Origin of the sequence: Enterobacter sp. 296B2 (assembly GCF_034106185.1) — a bacterium.
Taxonomy (GTDB): domain Bacteria; phylum Pseudomonadota; class Gammaproteobacteria; order Enterobacterales; family Enterobacteriaceae; genus Enterobacter; species Enterobacter cloacae_N.
The window spans coordinates 100186-119323 of record NZ_JAWNCA010000013.1; the positions used below are offsets into that span (position 1 = coordinate 100186).

Below are 19138 nucleotides of genomic sequence, written 5' to 3' on the forward strand. Positions count from 1 at the left end.
CCTTTTATTGACATTCTTAATAAATATTTAACATTGTGTTCTGGTTACAGTCTTCCACTTTTAGCAGGCTGATATTTTCATAGTTGACTATCTTCACGATGAATAATCAGCGCGAGGTTAACTGCAAGAAAACCCATAGTAAAAAAGTGGTTAAACGCTCTCTGATAAATCCCGGGTAGTTGTGCTGTTTTTTAACATGCTCAGAACAGCACAAATTCCACATTTTTTATTAATTTTTTAAAAATTGTTTGGCTTAATTATCACCAGATGACGTTCACCATCGAGCTGAGGAACGTTTAATTTCTCGATGGTTTCAACGCTAAAACCGTCCGGAAGCTGTTCAATTTCATCACCGGGCAGCTGTCCTTTAAGCGCATAAAAACGGCCATCGACTGCCGGCAGATGCTTACACCAGCTCACCATGTCATTGAGCGAAGCAAACGCGCGGCTGATAACACCGTCAAACGGCGGCTCCGCCGGGAACTCCTCTACCCTGCTCTGTACGGGCGTGATGTTATCCAGCTTAAGTTCATGCTGGACCTGACGTAAAAAGCGCACGCGCTTGCCCAGGCTGTCCAGCAGCGTGAAATGGCTCTCAGGTCGGACAATCGACAGCGGAACGCCCGGTAAACCAGGCCCCGTCCCCACGTCGATAAAACGCTCACCTTTCAGATACGGCGCGACCACGATGCTGTCGAGAATATGGCGTACCAGCATCTCGTTGGGGTCGCGAACAGACGTCAGGTTGTACGCTTTATTCCATTTGTTCAGCGTATCGACATACGCCACCAGCTGGTTTTTCTGGTGATCGGTGAGCGAAATACCTGCCTGATCCAGCAGACGAGAGAGTTTATTGAGCACGGTGAATACCTGTTTAGAAACAATTTGCCCGGTGGCGCTAACGCTTACCGGGCCTACGAACGATGTTGGGCGGGTAAGCAAAGCGCCACCCGCCAAAACGACTGCAATTACGCGCTGCGGCGCAACATACCCTGCTTTTTCAGCCACACCAGCAGAATCGAAATCGCGGCAGGCGTGACGCCGGAGATCCGTGAAGCCTGGCCAATCGATACCGGTTTGTGATCGTTCAGCTTAGCGATCACTTCGTTGGACAGGCCCGTCACCTGACGGTAGTCCAGCATTTCCGGAAGCAGCGTGTTTTCGTTGCGCTGCTGTTTTTCGATCTCATCCTGCTGACGCGCGATGTAACCTTCGTACTTCACCTGTATTTCGACCTGTTCAGCGGCTTCCGCGTCTTCAAGACCCGGGGCGAACGCGGTGAGTTTCACCAGATTCTCATAGGTCACTTCCGGACGACGCAGCAGATCTTCGCCGCTGGCTTCCCGCGAGAGTGGCGCAGTTAAGTGAGCGTTCACTTCGGCAGCAGTTTCCGCCTGCGGATTTACCCACGTGGTTTTCAGGCGCTGGCGTTCCTGTTCAATGCGCTCCAGCTTCTCGTTGAAGCGCGCCCAGCGTTCGTCATCCACCAGACCCAGCTCGCGGCCCATCTCGGTCAGACGCAGGTCGGCGTTGTCCTCGCGCAGCATCAGACGATATTCCGCGCGAGAGGTAAACATACGGTACGGTTCTTTGGTGCCCAGGGTGCAGAGATCGTCAACCAGCACGCCCAGATAGGCCTGAGAACGCGCCGGCGCCCATCCCTCTTTCTCGGCAGAGAAGCGAGCGGCATTCAGACCGGCCAGCAAACCCTGCGCTGCGGCTTCTTCGTAGCCGGTGGTGCCGTTAATCTGGCCCGCGAAGAACAGACCGTGGATGAATTTGCTCTCCAGCGTCGGCTTCAGGTCACGCGGGTCGAAGAAATCGTACTCAATAGCGTAGCCAGGGCGAACGATTTTCGCATTCTCCATCCCCTGCATTGAGCGAACAATCTGCATCTGCACGTCGAACGGCAGGCTGGTGGAGATGCCGTTCGGGTAAATTTCGTTTGAGGTCAGCCCTTCCGGCTCCAGGAAGATCTGGTGCTGGTTACGATCGGCAAAGCGCATCACTTTGTCTTCGATCGACGGGCAGTAGCGTGGGCCTATCCCTTCGATCACGCCAGCGTACATGGGGCTGCGATCGAGGTTATTGCGGATCACGTCGTGGGTTTTCTCGTTGGTATGCGTGATGTAGCACGGTACCTGCTGCGGATGCTGCGCCGCGTTGCCCATGAACGAGAAGACCGGCATCGGGTTATCACCGTGCTGTTGCGCCAGCACGCTGAAATCAATGGTCCGCGCATCAATACGCGGCGGCGTACCGGTTTTCAGGCGGCTAACGCGCAGCGGCAGCTCACGCAGACGACGAGACAGTGGAATAGACGGCGGATCGCCGGCACGGCCACCGCTGTAGTTATCCAGACCGATATGAATTTTGCCGTCCAGGAATGTCCCGACTGTCAGCACTACGGCTTTAGCACGGAACTTGAGGCCCATCTGGGTCACGGCGCCCACAACGCGATCGTTTTCAACGATAAGATCTTCTACCGCCTGCTGGAAGATCATCAGGTTCGGCTGGTTCTCCAGTGCGGTGCGTACGGCCTGACGGTAAAGCACGCGGTCTGCCTGTGCACGGGTGGCACGAACAGCGGGGCCTTTACTTGCGTTTAGTATCCTAAACTGGATGCCAGCCCGATCGATCGCTTTCGCCATCAGGCCGCCAAGTGCATCCACTTCTTTTACCAGGTGTCCTTTCCCAATGCCGCCAATCGCCGGATTACAGGACATCTGTCCCAGCGTGTCGATATTGTGTGTCAAAAGCAGGGTCTGCTGACCCATACGCGCTGCGGCCATTGCGGCCTCAGTGCCTGCGTGACCCCCGCCAATGATGATGACGTCAAAAGGATCCTGATAAAACATGGTGGTCTGCCTCGCGTAAAGCGGTATGAAAATGGATTGAAGCCCGGGCCGTGGATTCTACTCAACTTTAGTCTTTCGAGAAAGCATTGGGATCCTGGGCTATTAAAAAGAAGATCTTTTTATTTAGAGATCTGTTCTATTGTGATCTCTTATTAGGATCGCGGACCCATGTGGATAAGTCCGATCCCGCAAATAAGATCATGCAGTTAGGAAGGATCGTTTGCTGTGAATGATCGGTGATCCTGGACCGTATAAGCTGGGATCAGATCGCGAGTTTATACACAGGCTAAAAACTAAGCCACGGTTGTTATTTGGATAACTACGGGTTAATACGAGCTTTTAACCAGAGTTATCCACATCTGTTCGCGCGATCTTTAATCGTTTTTGAGTAAATTTTTCCATTCCGCGAGCCAGATCTCGGCCGGATCCTCCGGAATGTCATGATCGAGGATGTTGATCTTGAGCGTTTCACCCAGCTGTTTTGCCCCACAAGAGGTAACAGCGGCTTCGACTTTCTCTATTGCCCCGCAGAAGGTGTCATATTCACGACTGCCGATCCCCACCGCGCCAAAACGGACGTTTGACAGGTCGGGCTGCTGTTCAAGCAGTTCGTCATATAAAGGTTGCAGGTTATCCGGCAGATCGCCCGCGCCGTGCGTGGAGGTGATCAGCAGCCAGACCCCGTCATTCGGGAGATCTTCAAGCAGCGGCCCATGCAGGGTTTCCGTGGAAAAGCCCGCATCTTCCAGCTTCTCAGCCAGGTGTTCCGCTACATATTCCGCACCGCCAAGGGTGCTGCCGCTGATAAGGGTAATGTCCGCCATTGATCGCTCGCTCAGATAAAGAGGGGATCATTGTACGCTGTGAACGAGCTGGGATCTACCTGTGGAAAATGTGGGAATGAATTTGCCCGATCACGGGCGGATGGTACGCATGATCGGGTTTTGCAGGGAGATCAGTGTCTCGGTGGACTGAATTTCATCGATTGTTTGGATCTTGTTGATAAGTACCTGCTGGAGAGCATCGATGGATCGGCACATCACCTTTATAAAGATGCTGTAGTGCCCGGTGGTGTAGTACGCCTCGGTGACTTCATCGAGCGCGTTAAGCTTCGCCAGCGCGGAGGGGTAGTCTTTTGCGCTTTTAAGAATAATGCCGATGAAGCAGCAGACGTCGTAACCCAGCTGCTTCGGGCTGACGTCAATGCGCGCGCCGGTAATGATCCCTGCCTGCTTCATTTTCTCTACGCGAACGTGAATGGTTCCCGGGCTGACGCCAAACTGTTTTGCCAGTTCGGCGTAGGCTGTACGGGCATTGGCCATTAAGGCCTCCAGAATGCCGCGGTCCAGATTGTCGATCTGATAATTTTCCATAGCTTTTTCTTATGAAGATTAATGAATACCTCTATTCTAGCGTCATATTTTAACGAATCAAAAGTGAAGGCGGCTTTTTGTTGATGAGTTATTGAATTAAGTACCGGTTCTGTTGCTTAATCATTACCAACAGGACGCAGGAGTATAAATAATGAAAACCGCTTACATCGCAAAACAACGCCAGATCAGTTTCGTAAAATCCCATTTTTCCCGCCAGCTGGAAGAGAAGCTTGGTCTTATTGAAGTTCAGGCGCCAATTCTGAGCCGCGTGGGTGACGGGACGCAGGATAACCTGTCTGGATGCGAAAAAGCGGTACAGGTGAAAGTGAAAACATTGCCTGACGCACAGTTCGAAGTGGTTCATTCACTGGCGAAGTGGAAGCGTCAAACCCTGGGACAACACGACTTCAGCGCGGGCGAAGGGCTTTACACGCACATGAAAGCTCTTCGCCCCGATGAAGACCGTCTCTCCCCGATTCACTCTGTCTACGTTGACCAGTGGGACTGGGAGCGCGTAATGGGAGATGGTGAACGCCACGTCGGCACGCTGAAATCGACCGTTGAGGCGATCTACGCCGGGATCAAAGCGACCGAAGCGGCCGTGAGCAAAGAGTTTGGTCTGGCACCGTTCCTGCCGGAAACGATCCACTTTGTCCACAGCCAGGAACTGCTGAGCCGTTTTCCGGATCTGGATGCCAAAGGCCGCGAGCGGGCGATCGCCAAAGAGCTGGGCGCGGTATTTCTGATTGGCATCGGCGGTAAACTGTCTGATGGCAAGCGTCACGACGTTCGTGCGCCGGATTATGATGACTGGAGCACCGTGGCCGAAAGCGAATATGCCGGTCTGAACGGCGATATTCTGGTCTGGAACCCGGTTCTGGAAGATGCGTTTGAGCTCTCTTCTATGGGGATCCGCGTGGATGCTGACGCGCTGAAGCGCCAGCTGGCGGTGACCGGTGATGAAGATCGTCTCAAACTCGAGTGGCACCAGGCGCTGCTGCGCGGCGAAATGCCTCAGACGATTGGTGGCGGTATCGGCCAGTCCCGTCTGACCATGCTGCTGCTGCAGCTGTCCCATATCGGTCAGGTGCAGTGTGGAGTCTGGCCGCAGCAGGTTCGTGAAAGCGTCGGTTCTCTTCTTTAATTAACGTCGCCAGCGTCTGAGCAGGCGGCTCCGCAACCCGGTATCAAAGCGCCAGATATGATCGAAGATGCGCATGATGCCGGGCTTTCCATGGGCGGACATCGCCACCGCATGAAAACGGTGCTGATGCACCCGCTGCAGCTCCTTCACTTTATTTACCACATCATCCGGCAGCCGCTGGGCAATAAAATCTGAAATCACTACTGCGTCAGCGTCGTACCAGTCGCCGCCCTGCATACGCTCCACAATGCTTCGAAAACAGCTGGCCAGATCGGTGCCGCCGCGAAAACGCTGGCTTAAAAAGCGGATGGCCTGCTCGATGCCCTGCTGGTTCGTCAGCTCATAGCCCACGACTTCGCTGGAGAAGAGCATGATAAAGCAGCGACGGCGATCGGCGAGCGCCACGCGCATCAGCGCCAGACAGAACGCCTTCGCACACTGCTCGTTAAAACCGCCCATTGAGCCGGACGTATCCACGCAAACAATAAACGGCCCGCGCGGCTGTTCATCAAAATCCTGATGAACGACAGGGCGCTGGCTTAGCTTCTCGCGCCAGGCTTCGCCGTGCAGTCGATAGGTGAGAAGCTGTTTTTCCACCAGCCGACGGTAAAACTCATACTCCAGTTCGGTCATTCCCAGCGTGCTTAGCTCCGTGGGCAGCAGGCGCAGGATGTCGTCGCTTTGCTGAAGTCCGTCGACCTGTTCCGGCACGGTGGCCGGTTCGCGTACCAGGGTGCGGAAGGTTTCCATCGGGGCATCCTTCTTTGGGACAGACTTTGCCTCCCTGGACCGACCCAGCTGTTCCGCGAGTTTCATCAGCTCCGGCTGCTGGGTTAAAAAGTCGCCGTACTTCACGATCAGCTGATAATCCCCGCGCCGCAGCTGCCCGGCGCTCATGTCCCAGAGGCGACCGGCGGCGTTTTCATTTTCTACCAGCACCTCTTCGAGCTGACCGCTCAGGGTCATACGTTCCTGGACTTCACTGAGCAGCTGCTCGCGCTCTTCATCCAGCAGCTGTTGGTTCAGCGAGGTGGCCTGGACGACCAGGCTCAGGCGCCAGCGCTGTAAAAATAGCGTGTGCAGCGCCGGGGTAATGGTGGCGTTTTCCGTGACCAGCGTTCTGGCCTGGCTGGCAAACGGAGAATGGACTTTATCGAGCAGCGCCAGGGTTTGCGGGATCTGGACGATAAACTGCGGCGTCGATAGCCGCTGGCACTGCTGATAGGCTGCGACTTCCTCCGTCAGTTCTGGCGGGACTTCCGTCTCCTTAAACCGCTGACGCAGGTTATCGCGCCAGCGCGGGAGATCGTCCGTCATTGCTTTTTTGAGCTTCGGGAATTTTTCAAAAAACGCCGCCAGCTGTGGGGACGCCAGAAGTGTTATCACCACCTCCTCAATTAACCCTTCCTCGCTGACCGCCAGCATGACGTTGAGCGTGTCCAGCGTTAGCATTGCCGTGCCTGTTTGATCTGCGCGCTGACGTCCTGCAGGCTGGCTTCAATGCGGCCTAACCAGTCGCTATGAATAAAGAGGCATTTTTGCTGCTCGCTGAAGCGGGTGTGCTGCTGGTGCCATTCGGTATCCAGCGCTTCCAGCTGCTGTTTGATCTCTTCCGGCACGCTGTCAGAGGCGGTGCCGGGAAGCGCAAGACGCGATCCCTGAAGGCTCACGTCGCGGATCACCAGGTGCTGACTGCTGTCCACTTCCATATTCAGCGGCTGCGCGAAACCGATGCCGTTGAGCTTACCGCGGATCTCTCCGCCCTTATCCAGCCACTGCGCCAGCGGCTCGCGCTCAATCGTAATGTGCACTACCTGCATATCATGCAGCTTGAGCGGCTGCTGGAGCAGCAATGTCAGCGTCGTGCCGGTCAGATCGGCGGGTAGCTCGTAATGCGGTTTGCGGGCGAACATGCCCCCCAGGCGATTCACTTTAAGCGCGGTTTTATCGCTTTGCTGCTGCTGGAGCTGTAAGCGCCGTTGGGCAATCGCCCCCAGTTGGTTGAGCATCGCCTGCTGCCCCCAGGCGTGTCCGGTCATCAAAACGTCCAGCTGCTGCTGCATCAGGTTCATGCCTTCTGCGTCGTGCCAGAGGCAGTCTTTTAGCAGGATCAGATCGATAGGGGCGACCGCGTCGCGACCACTGAACAGCGCGCTGGCCTGGAGGAGACGGATCGCTTTTTTCCAGCGACGGTCAGAGACATACGGGGCGGAAGGCAGTAAATCAAGCTGCTGGCGCAGCATGAAGATCAGCTCAAAAACGGCATCGGGCAGTTTTATTTTGCCGATCTCTTCCTGCCACTGATGGTACTCCTCGTCCGTCACCTGCAGTGACGCAGCCACCGGGTTTTCGTTCTCATCCTGCTGGCTCACCAGCATGGAGCGGAAGTTTGATTTATCCTGTACTTTATCCAGCCACAGGCGGATCAGCATACGGTCATACAGCGCTTCCAGGCTGCTGTCTGCTTCGGGAAGTTCGTTTGACGCGGCCACCAGCAGGCGCATGGGGATTTTCTCTTCACTGGCCCCGTTGCGGAAACGACGTTCGTTAATTGCCGTCAGCAGGGTGTTCAGAATGGCCGGGCCGGCTTTCCAGATCTCATCGAGAAAGACGATTTCCGCTTCCGGAAGATAGCCCGCCGTCAGACGCTCATAGCGCCCCTCGTCCTTCAGTGCCTGAATAGAAAGCGGGCCGAAAACTTCTTCGGGGGTGGAGAAGCGCGTCATCAAATATTCAAATGCACGGGCGTTCTGAAAAGCGAACTTCAGGCGGCGTGCAATCAAACTTTTAGCAATGCCCGGCGGACCCAGCAGAAACACGCTTTCACCGCTCAGCGCCGCCAGCAGGCAAAGGCGAATGGCGTGGCTACGCTCGTAAAGGCCTTTCTCCAGCGCGCTGCTGAGGCGGGAAATTCTTTCTGCTAATAAATGTGAGTGAGCCATAATAGTTTTGCATCCTTTCGCCGTTGTGGCGGCCAATTGAAGCGAGTATAGACGTTTCAGTCAGGGCTGGTAATAGGCTGAAGTGCGGCGCAATTTTCTTTGCGCTACATTAATGCGGTTGCATTTAGGGGTACGATTTTGCAATGAATCGTGCATACTGTGCGCTTTTTGTGGACCAAGGGACAGGAACACATTTGTTATTTAAACGAAAAGACTAGTCTATGAGCACTGATAATAAGCAATCATTACCCGCAATTACGCTTGCGGCGATCGGGGTTGTCTACGGTGATATTGGCACCAGCCCGCTTTATACGCTTCGTGAATGTTTGTCCGGCCAGTTTGGCTTTGGTGTTGAGCGCGATGCCGTGTTTGGCTTCCTGTCCCTCATCTTCTGGCTGCTGATCCTGGTCGTTTCCGTTAAATATCTCTCCTTCGTTATGCGTGCAGATAACGCGGGCGAAGGCGGGATCCTGACCCTGATGTCTCTTGCCGGTCGCAATACCTCGGCCAGAATGACGTCCGTGCTGGTGATTATCGGCCTGATTGGCGGTAGCTTCTTCTATGGGGAAGTGGTGATAACACCGGCTATCTCAGTGCTCTCGGCGATAGAGGGGCTGGAAATTATCGCGCCACAGCTCGATTCATGGGTGGTTCCGCTGGCCATAATTGTCCTGACGCTGCTGTTCATGATCCAGAAACACGGTACCGGGCTGGTGGGCAAACTGTTTGCGCCGATTATGCTGGCCTGGTTCGTGATCCTGGCGGCGCTCGGCTTACGCAGCATTATCGCGAATCCGGACGTGCTGCATGCGCTAAACCCTTACTGGGCGGTGCATTTCTTCCTGGAATACAAAGTGGTTTCCTTCGTGGCGCTGGGGGCGGTCGTGCTCTCCATCACCGGTGTGGAAGCGCTGTATGCTGACATGGGGCACTTCGGAAAACTGCCGATCCGCGTGGCATGGTTTATTGTGGTGCTCCCTTCGCTGGTGCTGAACTACTTCGGTCAGGGCGCGCTGCTGCTTAAGAACCCGGAAGCGATTAAGAACCCGTTCTTCCTGCTGGCGCCTGACTGGGCGCTGGTGCCGATGCTCATTCTGGCCACGCTGGCGACCGTTATTGCCTCTCAGGCGGTGATTTCCGGGGTGTTCTCTTTGACCCGTCAGGCCGTTCGTCTGGGCTATCTCTCGCCAATGCGCATCATCCATACTTCAGAAATGGAGTCGGGCCAGATCTACATCCCGTTCGTTAACTGGCTGCTCTATTTTGCTGTTGTGATTGTGATTGTCAGCTTCGAGCACTCCAGTAACCTGGCCGCGGCCTACGGTATTGCGGTCACAGGTACTATGGTGCTGACGTCGCTTCTCTCCACCACGGTGGCGTACCGAAACTGGCACTGGAATAAATTCCTTGTAGCAATGATTCTGGTGGGCTTCCTGTGTATCGACGTGCCGCTGTTCTCTGCCAACCTCGACAAGATTGTTTCCGGCGGCTGGCTGCCGCTGACGCTGGGCCTGGTGATGTTCATTGTCATGACCACGTGGAAGAGCGAGCGCTTCCGTCTGCTGCGTCGCATGCACGAGCACGGCAATTCTCTTGAGGCGATGATCGCATCGCTGGAGAAATCACCGCCGGTTCGCGTGCCGGGCACCGCGGTTTATATGTCTCGTGCCCTGAATGTAATCCCGTTCGCGCTAATGCATAACCTCAAGCACAACAAGGTTCTGCACGAGCGCGTGATCCTGCTGACGCTACGTACAGAAGATGCGCCGTACGTTCACAACGTGCGTCGCGTTCAGATTGAGCAGCTGTCCCCGACCTTCTGGCGCGTGGTGGCAAGCTACGGCTGGCGCGAAACGCCTAACGTGGAAGAGGTGTTCCACCGCTGCGGTCTGGAAGGGTTGAGCTGTCGGATGATGGAAACGTCGTTCTTTATGTCGCACGAGTCGCTGATTATCGGCAAGCGCCCGTGGTATCTGCGCCTGCGCGGCAAGCTGTACCTCATCCTGCAGCGTAACGCCCTGCGTGCGCCTGACCAGTTTGAGATCCCGCCTAACCGCGTGATTGAGCTGGGAACGCAGGTCGAGATTTAAGTCTTTGTGCGGCCTGATGCCCTCAGCCCGACCTCTCCCACAGGGCTGAGGGATCCCCACAAAATAATATTTGCATGGACGACCCCCTCTCCTTTGAGGAAGAGGGCGCAAACATAAAAAACGGTAACCCTGGGGTTACCGTTTTGCATTTACCTCCACTACATTTCACTTAGCGAAACGTTTCGACGTTGATCACAATTCCGTTACGTCATGGTGGTTTTCTGAACACTCTTGCGTCTACACTCTTTTTAGCGAAACGTTTCGCTAGTGGAGCAAGAAAATGAAGAAAGGCACGGTTCTCAACTCAGAAATCTCATCGGTTATTTCCCGTCTTGGGCATACCGATACGCTGGTGGTTTGCGACGCAGGCTTACCGGTTCCGCGCAGCACAACCCGTATTGATATGGCGTTAACGCAGGGTGTTCCCTCGTTTATGCAGGTACTGGAAGTCGTGACGACGGAGATGCAGGTTGAGGCGGTCATTCTCGCGGCGGAAATCAAACAACATAATCCGCAACTTCACGAAACGTTGCTCAGCCACATTGAGCAACTGCAACAACACCAGGGAAACACCATAGAAATTCGTTACACAACGCACGAGCAGTTCAAACAACAAACCGCAGACAGTCAGGCGGTGATTCGCAGCGGGGAGTGTTCCCCGTATGCGAATATCATTCTCTGTGCTGGCGTCACCTTCTGAGGCCATCATGGACGCATTACTGCAACTTAAAGGGATCGATAAGTCGTTCCCGGGCGTAAAAGCCCTCTCCGGCGCGGCGCTGAACGTCTACCCCGGGCGCGTGATGGCGCTGGTGGGGGAAAACGGCGCCGGCAAATCCACCATGATGAAAGTGCTGACCGGGATCTACCAGCGCGATGCCGGTTCGTTGCTATGGCTGGGCAAAGAGACCACCTTTAACGGCCCGAAATCTTCACAGGAAGCGGGCATCGGCATTATTCACCAGGAGCTGAACCTTATCCCGCAGCTCACTATTGCAGAGAATATCTTCCTCGGCCGCGAGTTTGTGAACAGGTTCGGCAAAATCGACTGGAAAACCATGTACGCCGAAGCGGATAAACTCCTGGCGAAGCTGAACCTGCGCTTTAAAAGCGACCGCCTGGTGGGCGATCTCTCCATCGGCGATCAGCAGATGGTGGAAATCGCGAAGGTGCTGAGCTTTGAGTCGAAGGTCATCATTATGGATGAACCGACCGACGCCCTGACCGATACCGAAACCGAATCCCTGTTCCGCGTTATCCGCGAGCTGAAGTCGCAGGGACGTGGGATTGTCTATATTTCTCACCGCATGAAAGAGATCTTCGAAATCTGCGACGACGTCACCGTCTTCCGCGACGGGCAGTTTATTGCCGAGCGCGAAGTGGCGACGCTGACCGAAGATACGCTCATCGAAATGATGGTGGGACGCAAGCTTGAAGATCAGTATCCGCGTCTGGACAAAGCGCCAGGTGAGATCCGCCTGAAGGTGGACAACCTCTGCGGTCCGGGTGTGAACGACGTGACCTTTACCCTGCGTCAGGGGGAGATCCTGGGCGTGGCGGGCCTGATGGGCGCAGGCCGTACCGAGCTGATGAAAGTGCTCTACGGCGCACTGCCGCGCACCAGCGGTTATGTCACCCTCGACGGTCATGAAGTGGTCACTCGCTCTCCGCAGGATGGCCTGGCGAACGGTATCGTCTATATATCCGAAGACCGTAAGCGCGACGGCCTGGTGCTGGGGATGTCGGTAAAAGAGAACATGTCGCTTACCGCGCTGCGCTATTTCAGCCATAGCGGTGGGAGCCTGAAGCATAAAGACGAGCAGCAGGCGGTCAGCGATTTTATCCGTCTCTTCAACGTCAAAACCCCGTCGATGGAGCAGGCGATTGGCCTGTTGTCCGGCGGGAATCAGCAGAAAGTGGCGATTGCCCGCGGGCTGATGACGCGCCCGAAAGTATTGATCCTCGACGAGCCAACCCGCGGCGTGGACGTGGGCGCGAAGAAAGAGATCTATCAGCTGATTAACCAGTTTAAGGCCGACGGTCTGAGCATCATTCTGGTCTCTTCCGAGATGCCAGAGGTATTAGGCATGAGCGATCGCATTATCGTCATGCATGAAGGGCATCTCGGCGGTGAATTCACTCGCGAGCAGGCCACCCAGGAAGTTCTGATGGCTGCCGCTGTGGGCAAGCTTAATCGCGTGAATCAGGAGTAAGAAGATGACTACCCAGGCTGTTTCTGGTCGCCGCTATTTCACAAAGGCATGGCTGATGGAACAAAAATCGCTGATTGCCCTGCTGGTGCTGATCGCGATTGTGTCGACCATGAGCCCGAATTTCTTCACCGTGAATAACCTGTTCAACATTCTGCAGCAGACGTCGGTGAACGCTATTATGGCGGTCGGCATGACGCTGGTGATTTTGACCTCGGGTATCGATCTGTCCGTCGGTTCCCTGCTGGCGCTCACCGGTGCGATCGCCGCTTCGATTGTTGGTATTGAAGTTAACGCGCTGGTGGCTGTTGCTGCGGCCCTGGCAGCTGGCGCGGCGATAGGCGCTGTAACCGGCGTGATTGTGGCAAAGGGCCGCGTTCAGGCGTTTATCGCTACGCTGGTGATGATGCTGCTGCTGCGCGGTGTAACCATGGTTTACACCAACGGTAGCCCGGTCAATACCGGCTTTACCGATAACGCGGATCTGTTTGGCTGGTTCGGTATTGGCCGCCCGCTGGGCATTCCAACGCCGGTCTGGATCATGGCTATCGTCTTCCTGGCGGCGTGGTACATGCTGCATCACACCCGTCTGGGCCGTTATATCTATGCGCTGGGTGGTAACGAAGCGGCAACGCGCCTTTCCGGTATCAGCGTTAATAAAGTCAAAATTATCGTTTACTCCCTGTGTGGCCTGCTGGCCTCCCTGGCGGGCATCATCGAAGTGGCGCGCCTCTCCTCCGCGCAGCCGACGGCGGGTACGGGTTATGAGCTGGACGCCATTGCAGCAGTGGTTTTGGGCGGTACGAGTCTTGCGGGCGGTAAAGGTCGCATTGTTGGGACATTGATCGGCGCACTGATTCTTGGTTTCCTGAATAATGGTTTGAATTTGTTAGGTGTTTCCTCCTATTACCAGATGATCGTTAAGGCAGTGGTGATTTTGCTGGCGGTACTGGTAGACAACAAAAAACAGTAACTGACGACACTACAGGACATCTTAGATATGAACATGAAAAAACTGGCTACCCTGGTTTCCGCTGTCGCGCTGAGCGCAACCGTAAGTGCTAACGCCATGGCTAAAGACACCATCGCGCTGGTTATCTCCACGCTGAACAACCCGTTCTTCGTCTCCCTGAAGGACGGCGCGCAGAAAGAAGCGGACAAGCTGGGCTACAACCTGGTGGTGCTGGATTCTCAGAACAACCCGGCGAAAGAGCTGGCTAACGTTCAGGACTTAACCGTTCGTGGTACCAAAATTCTGCTGATCAACCCAACCGATTCTGACGCCGTAGGTAACGCCGTGAAGATGGCAAACCAGGCAAAAATCCCGGTCATTACCCTGGACCGTCAGGCGACGAAAGGCGACGTGGTCAGCCACATTGCTTCTGATAACGTGCTGGGCGGTAAAATCGCCGGTGACTACATTGCGAAGAAAGCCGGTGAAGGCGCGAAAGTTATCGAACTGCAGGGCATTGCCGGTACGTCCGCTGCCCGCGAGCGTGGTGAAGGCTTCCAGCAGGCTGTAGCAGCACATAAATTCAACGTGCTGGCTAGCCAGCCGGCAGACTTCGACCGTACTAAAGGTCTGAACGTCATGCAGAACCTGCTGACTGCGCATCCTGATGTGCAGGCTGTGTTCGCCCAGAACGACGAAATGGCGCTGGGCGCGCTGCGTGCCCTGCAGACTGCAGGTAAATCTGATGTGATGGTTGTCGGATTTGACGGCACGCCGGATGGTGAAAAAGCAGTAAATGATGGCAAACTGGCTGCGACCATCGCTCAGCTGCCTGAGCAGATTGGCGCCACTGGCGTGCAAACTGCCGATAAAGTGCTGAAGGGCGAAAAAGTTCAGGCCAAATATCCGGTTGACCTGAAGCTGGTCATTAAGCAGTAAAAGGCGATTCAGGCAGTCGCTGGCTGCCTGAGGGACACCAAATAAAAGAAAAGTGTGGCATACGCCACCGGGTAACACCGGTGGCGCTCTCAGATGGACAGCTCAACCATGAAAACCGCAGGCAACCTCGTCGTCCTTGGCAGTATCAATGCCGATCACATTCTTAACCTTGAAACCTTCCCCACGCCGGGCGAAACCGTCACGGGTAACCAGTACCAGGTGGCCTTTGGTGGTAAAGGCGCAAACCAGGCCGTCGCCGCCGGACGAAGTGGGGCGAATATCGCATTTATCGCCTGTACGGGGGATGACGACACCGGTGAGCGCGTACGCAAACAGCTGGCGAGCGACAACATTGATATTTCGCCAGTGAGCGTAGTCGAAGGGGAATCTACCGGCGTGGCGCTGATTTTCGTCAATGCGGAAGGTGAGAATGTCATCGGTATTCATGCGGGGGCTAATGCTGCGTTAACGACAGAACGCGTTGAAGTGCAACGCGGAATCATCGCTGGAGCGGAAGCCCTGCTGATGCAGCTGGAATCACCGGTTGAAAGCGTGCTGGCTGCGGCGAAAATTGCGCATGAAAATCATACCACTGTCGTACTTAACCCGGCCCCAGCCCGTGTATTATCAGACGAGCTGCTGGCGCTGGTGGACATCATTACGCCGAACGAAACCGAAGCCGAAAAGCTGACGGGCATTCGCGTTGAAAATGACGACGATGCCGCGCGTGCGGCGAAAGTGCTGCATGCAAAAGGCATCGGGACCGTTATCATTACTCTTGGCAGCCGTGGGGTGTGGGCAAGCGTAAATGGCGAAGGGCGTCGCGTGCCGGGCTTTAAGGTCAAAGCCATTGATACTATCGCCGCAGGAGACACCTTTAACGGTGCGCTGGTGACGGCGCTGCTGGAAGGAAACGTAATGGATGATGCCATCCGCTTTGCGCATGCCGCCGCCGCGATTGCGGTGACGCGCAAAGGCGCACAGCCTTCCGTTCCGTGGCGCAAAGAGATCGATGAATTCTTAAGTCAGCAGGGGTAACGTTTGGCTACGATGAAAGATGTCGCCCGCATGGCGGGCGTTTCTACTTCGACTGTCTCTCACGTTATTAATAACGACCGCTTCGTCAGCGAGGCGATTCGTGAGAAAGTCGAAGCCGCAGTAAAAGATCTCAACTATGCGCCGTCGGCGCTGGCGCGCAGTCTGAAGCTTAACCAGACGCGCACCATCGGTATGCTGATCACCGCCAGTACCAACCCTTTTTATTCTGAACTTGTTCGTGGCGTAGAACGCAGCTGCTTTGAGCGTGGCTACAGCCTGGTGCTGTGCAATACCGAAGGCGACGAGCAGCGCATGAACCGCAACCTGGAAACGCTGATGCAAAAACGCGTCGACGGGCTGCTGCTGCTCTGTACCGAAACGCATCAACCCTCGAAAGAGATCATCCAGCGCTATCCCTCTATTCCCACGGTGATGATGGACTGGGCACCCTTCGACGGTACCAGCGATTTGATTCAGGATAACTCCCTGCTGGGCGGCGATATGGCGACTCAGCATCTGATCGATAAAGGTCATACTCGCATTGCTTGCATTACCGGCCCGCTGGATAAAACCCCGGCGCGCTTGCGTCTGGAAGGGTATCTCTCTGCAATGGAGAGAGCTGGGCTTGCCATTCCTGATGGCTACCGAATCACCGGTGATTTTGAATTTAACGGCGGTTTCGAGGCTATGCAGAAGCTGCTGGCGCAGGATCCTCGCCCGCAGGCGGTGTTTATCGGTAACGATGCAATGGCGTTTGGTGCCTATCAGGCGCTGTATCAGGCGGGACTGCGCGTGCCGGACGATATGGCGATAGTGGGCTACGATGATATCGAACTGGCGCGCTACATGACGCCGCCGCTGACCACCATTCATCAGCCTAAAGATGAACTGGGTGAGCTGGCCATTGATGTGTTGATTCACCGAATGGCGCAGCCCACGCTGCAGCAGCAACGTCTGCAGCTTACTCCTGTTCTGATGGAACGGGGTTCGGTTTAGCCTTTGCTTTGTGTCGCTCTTTGATCAGGTTGCGGCCGTCTTTCGGTTTTAACAGCATAAAGACCAGCGCCGACACCACCGTCAGCACGCCCATGGTGATAAAGGTATAGTGGAACTGCTCAACGGTATTGGTACCGTCAAACCCTTCGTAGAACCGCAGTACCGCCGCACTCACGGCTACCCCGAGGCTGATCGACAGCTGTTGGGTCACCGCCAGTACGCTGTTGCCGCTGCTGGCGTTCTCGTCGGTCAGGTCCGCAAGGGTAATGGTATTCATCGATGTGAACTGCGTTGACATCGCCATCCCCAGCACAAACAGCGGCAGGATCAGCATCCAGACCGGTAACGCGGCGGATTGTAGCGAGAATTGCGCAATCATCAGACCGATAAAGACCGTCACGCCAACCAGCGTCTTACGATAGCCAAACCAGCGCAGTACCTGAGTGACCGTCGATTTCGCCAGAATGGAACCCATTGCCGTGGGCGCCATCATGCAGCCGGCAATCAGCGCCGGGTAGCCGAAACCTACCTGCAGCATCAATGGCATCAGGAACGGTACGCAGCCCGTGCCCAGACGTGAGGCAATATTGCCCGCGATCCCGACGGAAAAGGTTCGGGTATTAAAGAGAGATAAAGAGATAAGCGGTGTCGGATGACGACGCGCATGACGTATATAAAGAAGGAACAGCAGAATACCGCTGAGGATGACGGCGAGTGCCAGCCACGTTTCAACGATCTTCTCGCCAATGAGCTCCATCCCACTGGAGAACAGCACCAGGCTCAGGCCAAACAGGAAAAAGCCGCCCATATCGAAGCTGCGCCTTGGCGTGGTGAAGTTCGGCATATATTTGCGGGCATAGATCAGCCCTGCCACGCCAATCGGAATATTAATCAGGAAAATCCAGTGCCAGCTTGCCCAGGTAACCAGTACCCCGCCGAGAACCGGGCCTAGTATTGGGCCGACCAGCCCCGGCATGGTGACGAAGTTGAGTACGGGAAGCAGTTCGCTGCGTGGATAGGCACGCAGCAAGGCAAGGCGCGCCACCGGCATCATCATCGCGCCGCCAATTCCCTGCAGCACGCGGAAGATAACCAGCTCCGTTAAGGATGTTGAAAGCGCGCAGGCCAGCGAACCGAGCGTAAATAGCGTTACGGCCAGCATGAAAACTCTGCGGGTGCCGAAGCGATCGGCCAGCCAGCCGCTAACCGGGATCAACATCGCAACCGTCAGGGTATAGCTGATGATGGCGGACTGCATTGCCAGTGGGGAGCGGTTAAGGCTTTGCGCGATAGCGGGAAGCGCCGTATTGAGGATGGTGGCATCCAGTGCCTGCATAAAGAACGCCATGGCTGCAATCCACGGCAATCCGGCCATGCTGCGTGCTTTTTTCTCTGTCATTTATTTACCTGCTGGTGGGTTGGCGCGGTCAGCAATGCCTGGCATGCAGTCAGGGCTCGCTGCCCGTCGCTCTCCTGAATGGCATCCACTATCGCCTGATGCAAATCCAGCTTTACCACTTCGTCTTGTGTAATAGAGGTAAAGTAGGTGTGGTACACCGAATGGAATAACGAGGCAAAGGAGGTCAGGAACGGATTGGCGCTCATCATATAGATGTGTTCATGCCAGGCCATATCGACCTCAACCCAGCGTTCCCGGTTGAAGTGTTTTTTCAGGAACACCATCTCTTCCATCAGTGCGTTAAGCTGCGCTTTCTGCTCTGCCGTTCCGAGCGAGGCGGCAAGCAGACATGCCTGGGGTTCCAGACTGCTGCGCATCACCAGAAAGTGATCGACAACCTGATTAAAGTTATCTTCAGTCATCCACCAGGAGAGCAGCTCCTGATCGAGAAAATTCCAGTTACTCTGTGGCATCACGCGCGTGCCAATACGAGGGCGTGGAAGCACCATGCCTTTTGCCGTCAGCGTTTTCACCGCTTCGCGAACGGCAGTACGGCTCACCCCGAACTGCTCACCCAGCTCCATTTCACCCGGCAAGATGCTGCCCGGGGCATATTTACCCGCTAAAATCCGCTGCGCCAGCTTTTCTGCCAGCACATAGGACAGATTTTTTTGGGCGGCTAGCTGTTGTGCGCTTAATGGCATCGCTTTTATTCCTTAATGTTTCATGCTGATAATTATGCCACCTCGAATGTGATTGTGGTTGCAGATACATCAAATAGAACAATTTGTAGCTTGATTTCACCGCTGTTGGTGAAAAAAAACGCGGACAGAAACTTTTTTTAAGTTTCCTCTTGTCACTTAAGAATAACTCCCTATAATGCGCCTCCACTGACACGGAACAACGGCACACACGCCGCCGGGTCAGCAGAGAAAAGCAAAACAAACGCTTGACTCTGAAGCGGGAAAGCGTAATATGCACACCCCGCGCCGCAGCGAAAACGAAGCGGCACTGCTCTTTAACAATTTATCAGACAATCTGTGTGGGCACTCAAAGTGACATGGATTCTTAATGTCTTCGGACAATAAATGAATACCAAGTCTCTGAGTGAACATACGTAATTCATTACGAAGTTTAATTCACGAGCATCAAACTTAAATTGAAGAGTTTGATCATGGCTCAGATTGAACGCTGGCG

16 protein-coding genes are annotated in these 19138 nt (G+C 55.0%); 8 read left to right on the forward strand and 8 right to left on the reverse strand.

What is annotated here, in order from left to right:
- Window positions 1-237: 237 nt before the first annotated feature.
- The 4 genes from rsmG to asnC all read right to left on the reverse strand — a co-directional run bounded on the left by rsmG (window position 238) and on the right by asnC (window position 4231).
- Window positions 238-861, reverse strand: a complete 624-nt coding sequence (gene rsmG / locus URZ40_RS12065) for a 16S rRNA (guanine(527)-N(7))-methyltransferase RsmG (RefSeq protein WP_316380845.1) — start codon at window positions 859-861, stop codon at window positions 238-240.
- Window positions 862-968: 107 nt separating this feature from the next.
- Window positions 969-2858, reverse strand: coding sequence for a tRNA uridine-5-carboxymethylaminomethyl(34) synthesis enzyme MnmG (gene mnmG / locus URZ40_RS12070; protein WP_032644275.1), 1890 nt, complete (start codon window positions 2856-2858; stop codon window positions 969-971).
- Between the two features lie 374 nt (window positions 2859-3232).
- The gene (gene mioC / locus URZ40_RS12075) at window positions 3233-3682 is read right to left on the reverse strand and encodes an FMN-binding protein MioC (protein WP_116343668.1); all 450 of its coding nucleotides are present in this window, start codon (window positions 3680-3682) and stop codon (window positions 3233-3235) included.
- A gap of 90 nt (window positions 3683-3772) precedes the next feature.
- Window positions 3773-4231 (reverse strand): transcriptional regulator AsnC, encoded by a 459-nt coding sequence (gene asnC / locus URZ40_RS12080; RefSeq protein ID WP_008500198.1) that lies wholly within the window; start codon window positions 4229-4231, stop codon window positions 3773-3775.
- 151 nt (window positions 4232-4382) lie between these two features.
- Here asnC and asnA point away from each other — a divergent pair, with 151 nt between their 5' ends.
- Complete coding sequence (gene asnA / locus URZ40_RS12085; protein WP_116343669.1) at window positions 4383-5375, forward strand: aspartate--ammonia ligase; 993 nt, start codon at window positions 4383-4385, stop codon at window positions 5373-5375.
- On the opposite strand, the gene viaA is transcribed toward asnA, so the two are convergent.
- On the reverse strand, window positions 5376-6827 hold the full coding sequence (gene viaA, locus URZ40_RS12090) for an ATPase RavA stimulator ViaA (RefSeq protein WP_116343670.1): 1452 nt from the start codon (window positions 6825-6827) through the stop codon (window positions 5376-5378).
- Window positions 6821-8317, reverse strand: a complete 1497-nt coding sequence (gene ravA / locus URZ40_RS12095) for an ATPase RavA (protein WP_116343671.1) — start codon at window positions 8315-8317, stop codon at window positions 6821-6823. Before ravA ends, viaA begins: the two co-directional genes overlap by 7 nt.
- Before the next feature lie 221 nt (window positions 8318-8538).
- Between ravA and kup the strand changes: the two genes are divergently transcribed.
- The 7 genes from kup to rbsR all read left to right on the forward strand — a co-directional run bounded on the left by kup (window position 8539) and on the right by rbsR (window position 16542).
- On the forward strand, window positions 8539-10407 hold the full coding sequence (gene kup / locus URZ40_RS12100; RefSeq protein ID WP_116343672.1) for a low affinity potassium transporter Kup: 1869 nt from the start codon (window positions 8539-8541) through the stop codon (window positions 10405-10407).
- A gap of 280 nt (window positions 10408-10687) precedes the next feature.
- Complete coding sequence (gene rbsD, locus URZ40_RS12105; protein ID WP_116343673.1) at window positions 10688-11107, forward strand: D-ribose pyranase; 420 nt, start codon at window positions 10688-10690, stop codon at window positions 11105-11107.
- Between the two features lie 7 nt (window positions 11108-11114).
- Entirely contained in the window at window positions 11115-12620 is a 1506-nt protein-coding gene (gene rbsA / locus URZ40_RS12110) for a ribose ABC transporter ATP-binding protein RbsA (RefSeq protein WP_116343674.1), read from the forward strand.
- A 4-nt stretch (window positions 12621-12624) separates the two neighbouring features.
- Window positions 12625-13590 (forward strand): ribose ABC transporter permease, encoded by a 966-nt coding sequence (rbsC, locus tag URZ40_RS12115; RefSeq protein ID WP_047360514.1) that lies wholly within the window; start codon window positions 12625-12627, stop codon window positions 13588-13590.
- A 27-nt stretch (window positions 13591-13617) separates the two neighbouring features.
- The gene (gene rbsB, locus URZ40_RS12120) at window positions 13618-14508 is read left to right on the forward strand and encodes a ribose ABC transporter substrate-binding protein RbsB (RefSeq protein WP_013099394.1); all 891 of its coding nucleotides are present in this window, start codon (window positions 13618-13620) and stop codon (window positions 14506-14508) included.
- A 108-nt stretch (window positions 14509-14616) separates the two neighbouring features.
- Window positions 14617-15546 (forward strand): ribokinase, encoded by a 930-nt coding sequence (rbsK, locus tag URZ40_RS12125; protein ID WP_320720600.1) that lies wholly within the window; start codon window positions 14617-14619, stop codon window positions 15544-15546.
- Between the two features lie 3 nt (window positions 15547-15549).
- A complete protein-coding gene (rbsR, locus tag URZ40_RS12130) occupies window positions 15550-16542 on the forward strand; it encodes a ribose operon transcriptional repressor RbsR (protein WP_116343675.1) in 993 nt (330 codons plus the stop codon).
- Here rbsR and mdtD read toward each other — a convergent pair.
- A complete protein-coding gene (gene mdtD, locus URZ40_RS12135; protein ID WP_116343676.1) occupies window positions 16508-17941 on the reverse strand; it encodes a multidrug transporter subunit MdtD in 1434 nt (477 codons plus the stop codon). The two genes, rbsR and mdtD, sit on opposite strands and share 35 nt — an antisense overlap.
- Window positions 17938-18645: a FadR/GntR family transcriptional regulator gene (locus URZ40_RS12140; RefSeq protein WP_116343677.1), complete on the reverse strand. Its 708-nt coding sequence runs from the start codon at window positions 18643-18645 to the stop codon at window positions 17938-17940. Before URZ40_RS12140 ends, mdtD begins: the two co-directional genes overlap by 4 nt.
- Between the last annotated feature and the right edge of the window lie 493 nt (window positions 18646-19138).

What these genes read in the sequence shown, in the direction of transcription:
- mioC (WP_116343668.1), bottom strand. Translation starts at nt 3,682, where the DNA reads ATGGCGGACATTACCCTTATCAGCGGCAGCACCCTTGGCGGTGCGGAA.
- ravA (WP_116343671.1), bottom strand. Translation starts at nt 8,317, where the DNA reads ATGGCTCACTCACATTTATTAGCAGAAAGAATTTCCCGCCTCAGCAGC.
- URZ40_RS12140 (WP_116343677.1), bottom strand. Translation starts at nt 18,645, where the DNA reads ATGCCATTAAGCGCACAACAGCTAGCCGCCCAAAAAAATCTGTCCTAT.
- viaA (WP_116343670.1), bottom strand. Translation starts at nt 6,827, where the DNA reads ATGCTAACGCTGGACACGCTCAACGTCATGCTGGCGGTCAGCGAGGAA.
- rbsB (WP_013099394.1), top strand. Translation starts at nt 13,618, where the DNA reads ATGAACATGAAAAAACTGGCTACCCTGGTTTCCGCTGTCGCGCTGAGC.
- mdtD (WP_116343676.1), bottom strand. Translation starts at nt 17,941, where the DNA reads ATGACAGAGAAAAAAGCACGCAGCATGGCCGGATTGCCGTGGATTGCA.
- rbsC (WP_047360514.1), top strand. Translation starts at nt 12,625, where the DNA reads ATGACTACCCAGGCTGTTTCTGGTCGCCGCTATTTCACAAAGGCATGG.
- asnA (WP_116343669.1), top strand. Translation starts at nt 4,383, where the DNA reads ATGAAAACCGCTTACATCGCAAAACAACGCCAGATCAGTTTCGTAAAA.
- asnC (WP_008500198.1), bottom strand. Translation starts at nt 4,231, where the DNA reads ATGGAAAATTATCAGATCGACAATCTGGACCGCGGCATTCTGGAGGCC.
- rbsK (WP_320720600.1), top strand. Translation starts at nt 14,617, where the DNA reads ATGAAAACCGCAGGCAACCTCGTCGTCCTTGGCAGTATCAATGCCGAT.
- kup (WP_116343672.1), top strand. Translation starts at nt 8,539, where the DNA reads ATGAGCACTGATAATAAGCAATCATTACCCGCAATTACGCTTGCGGCG.
- rbsD (WP_116343673.1), top strand. Translation starts at nt 10,688, where the DNA reads ATGAAGAAAGGCACGGTTCTCAACTCAGAAATCTCATCGGTTATTTCC.
- rbsA (WP_116343674.1), top strand. Translation starts at nt 11,115, where the DNA reads ATGGACGCATTACTGCAACTTAAAGGGATCGATAAGTCGTTCCCGGGC.
- mnmG (WP_032644275.1), bottom strand. Translation starts at nt 2,858, where the DNA reads ATGTTTTATCAGGATCCTTTTGACGTCATCATCATTGGCGGGGGTCAC.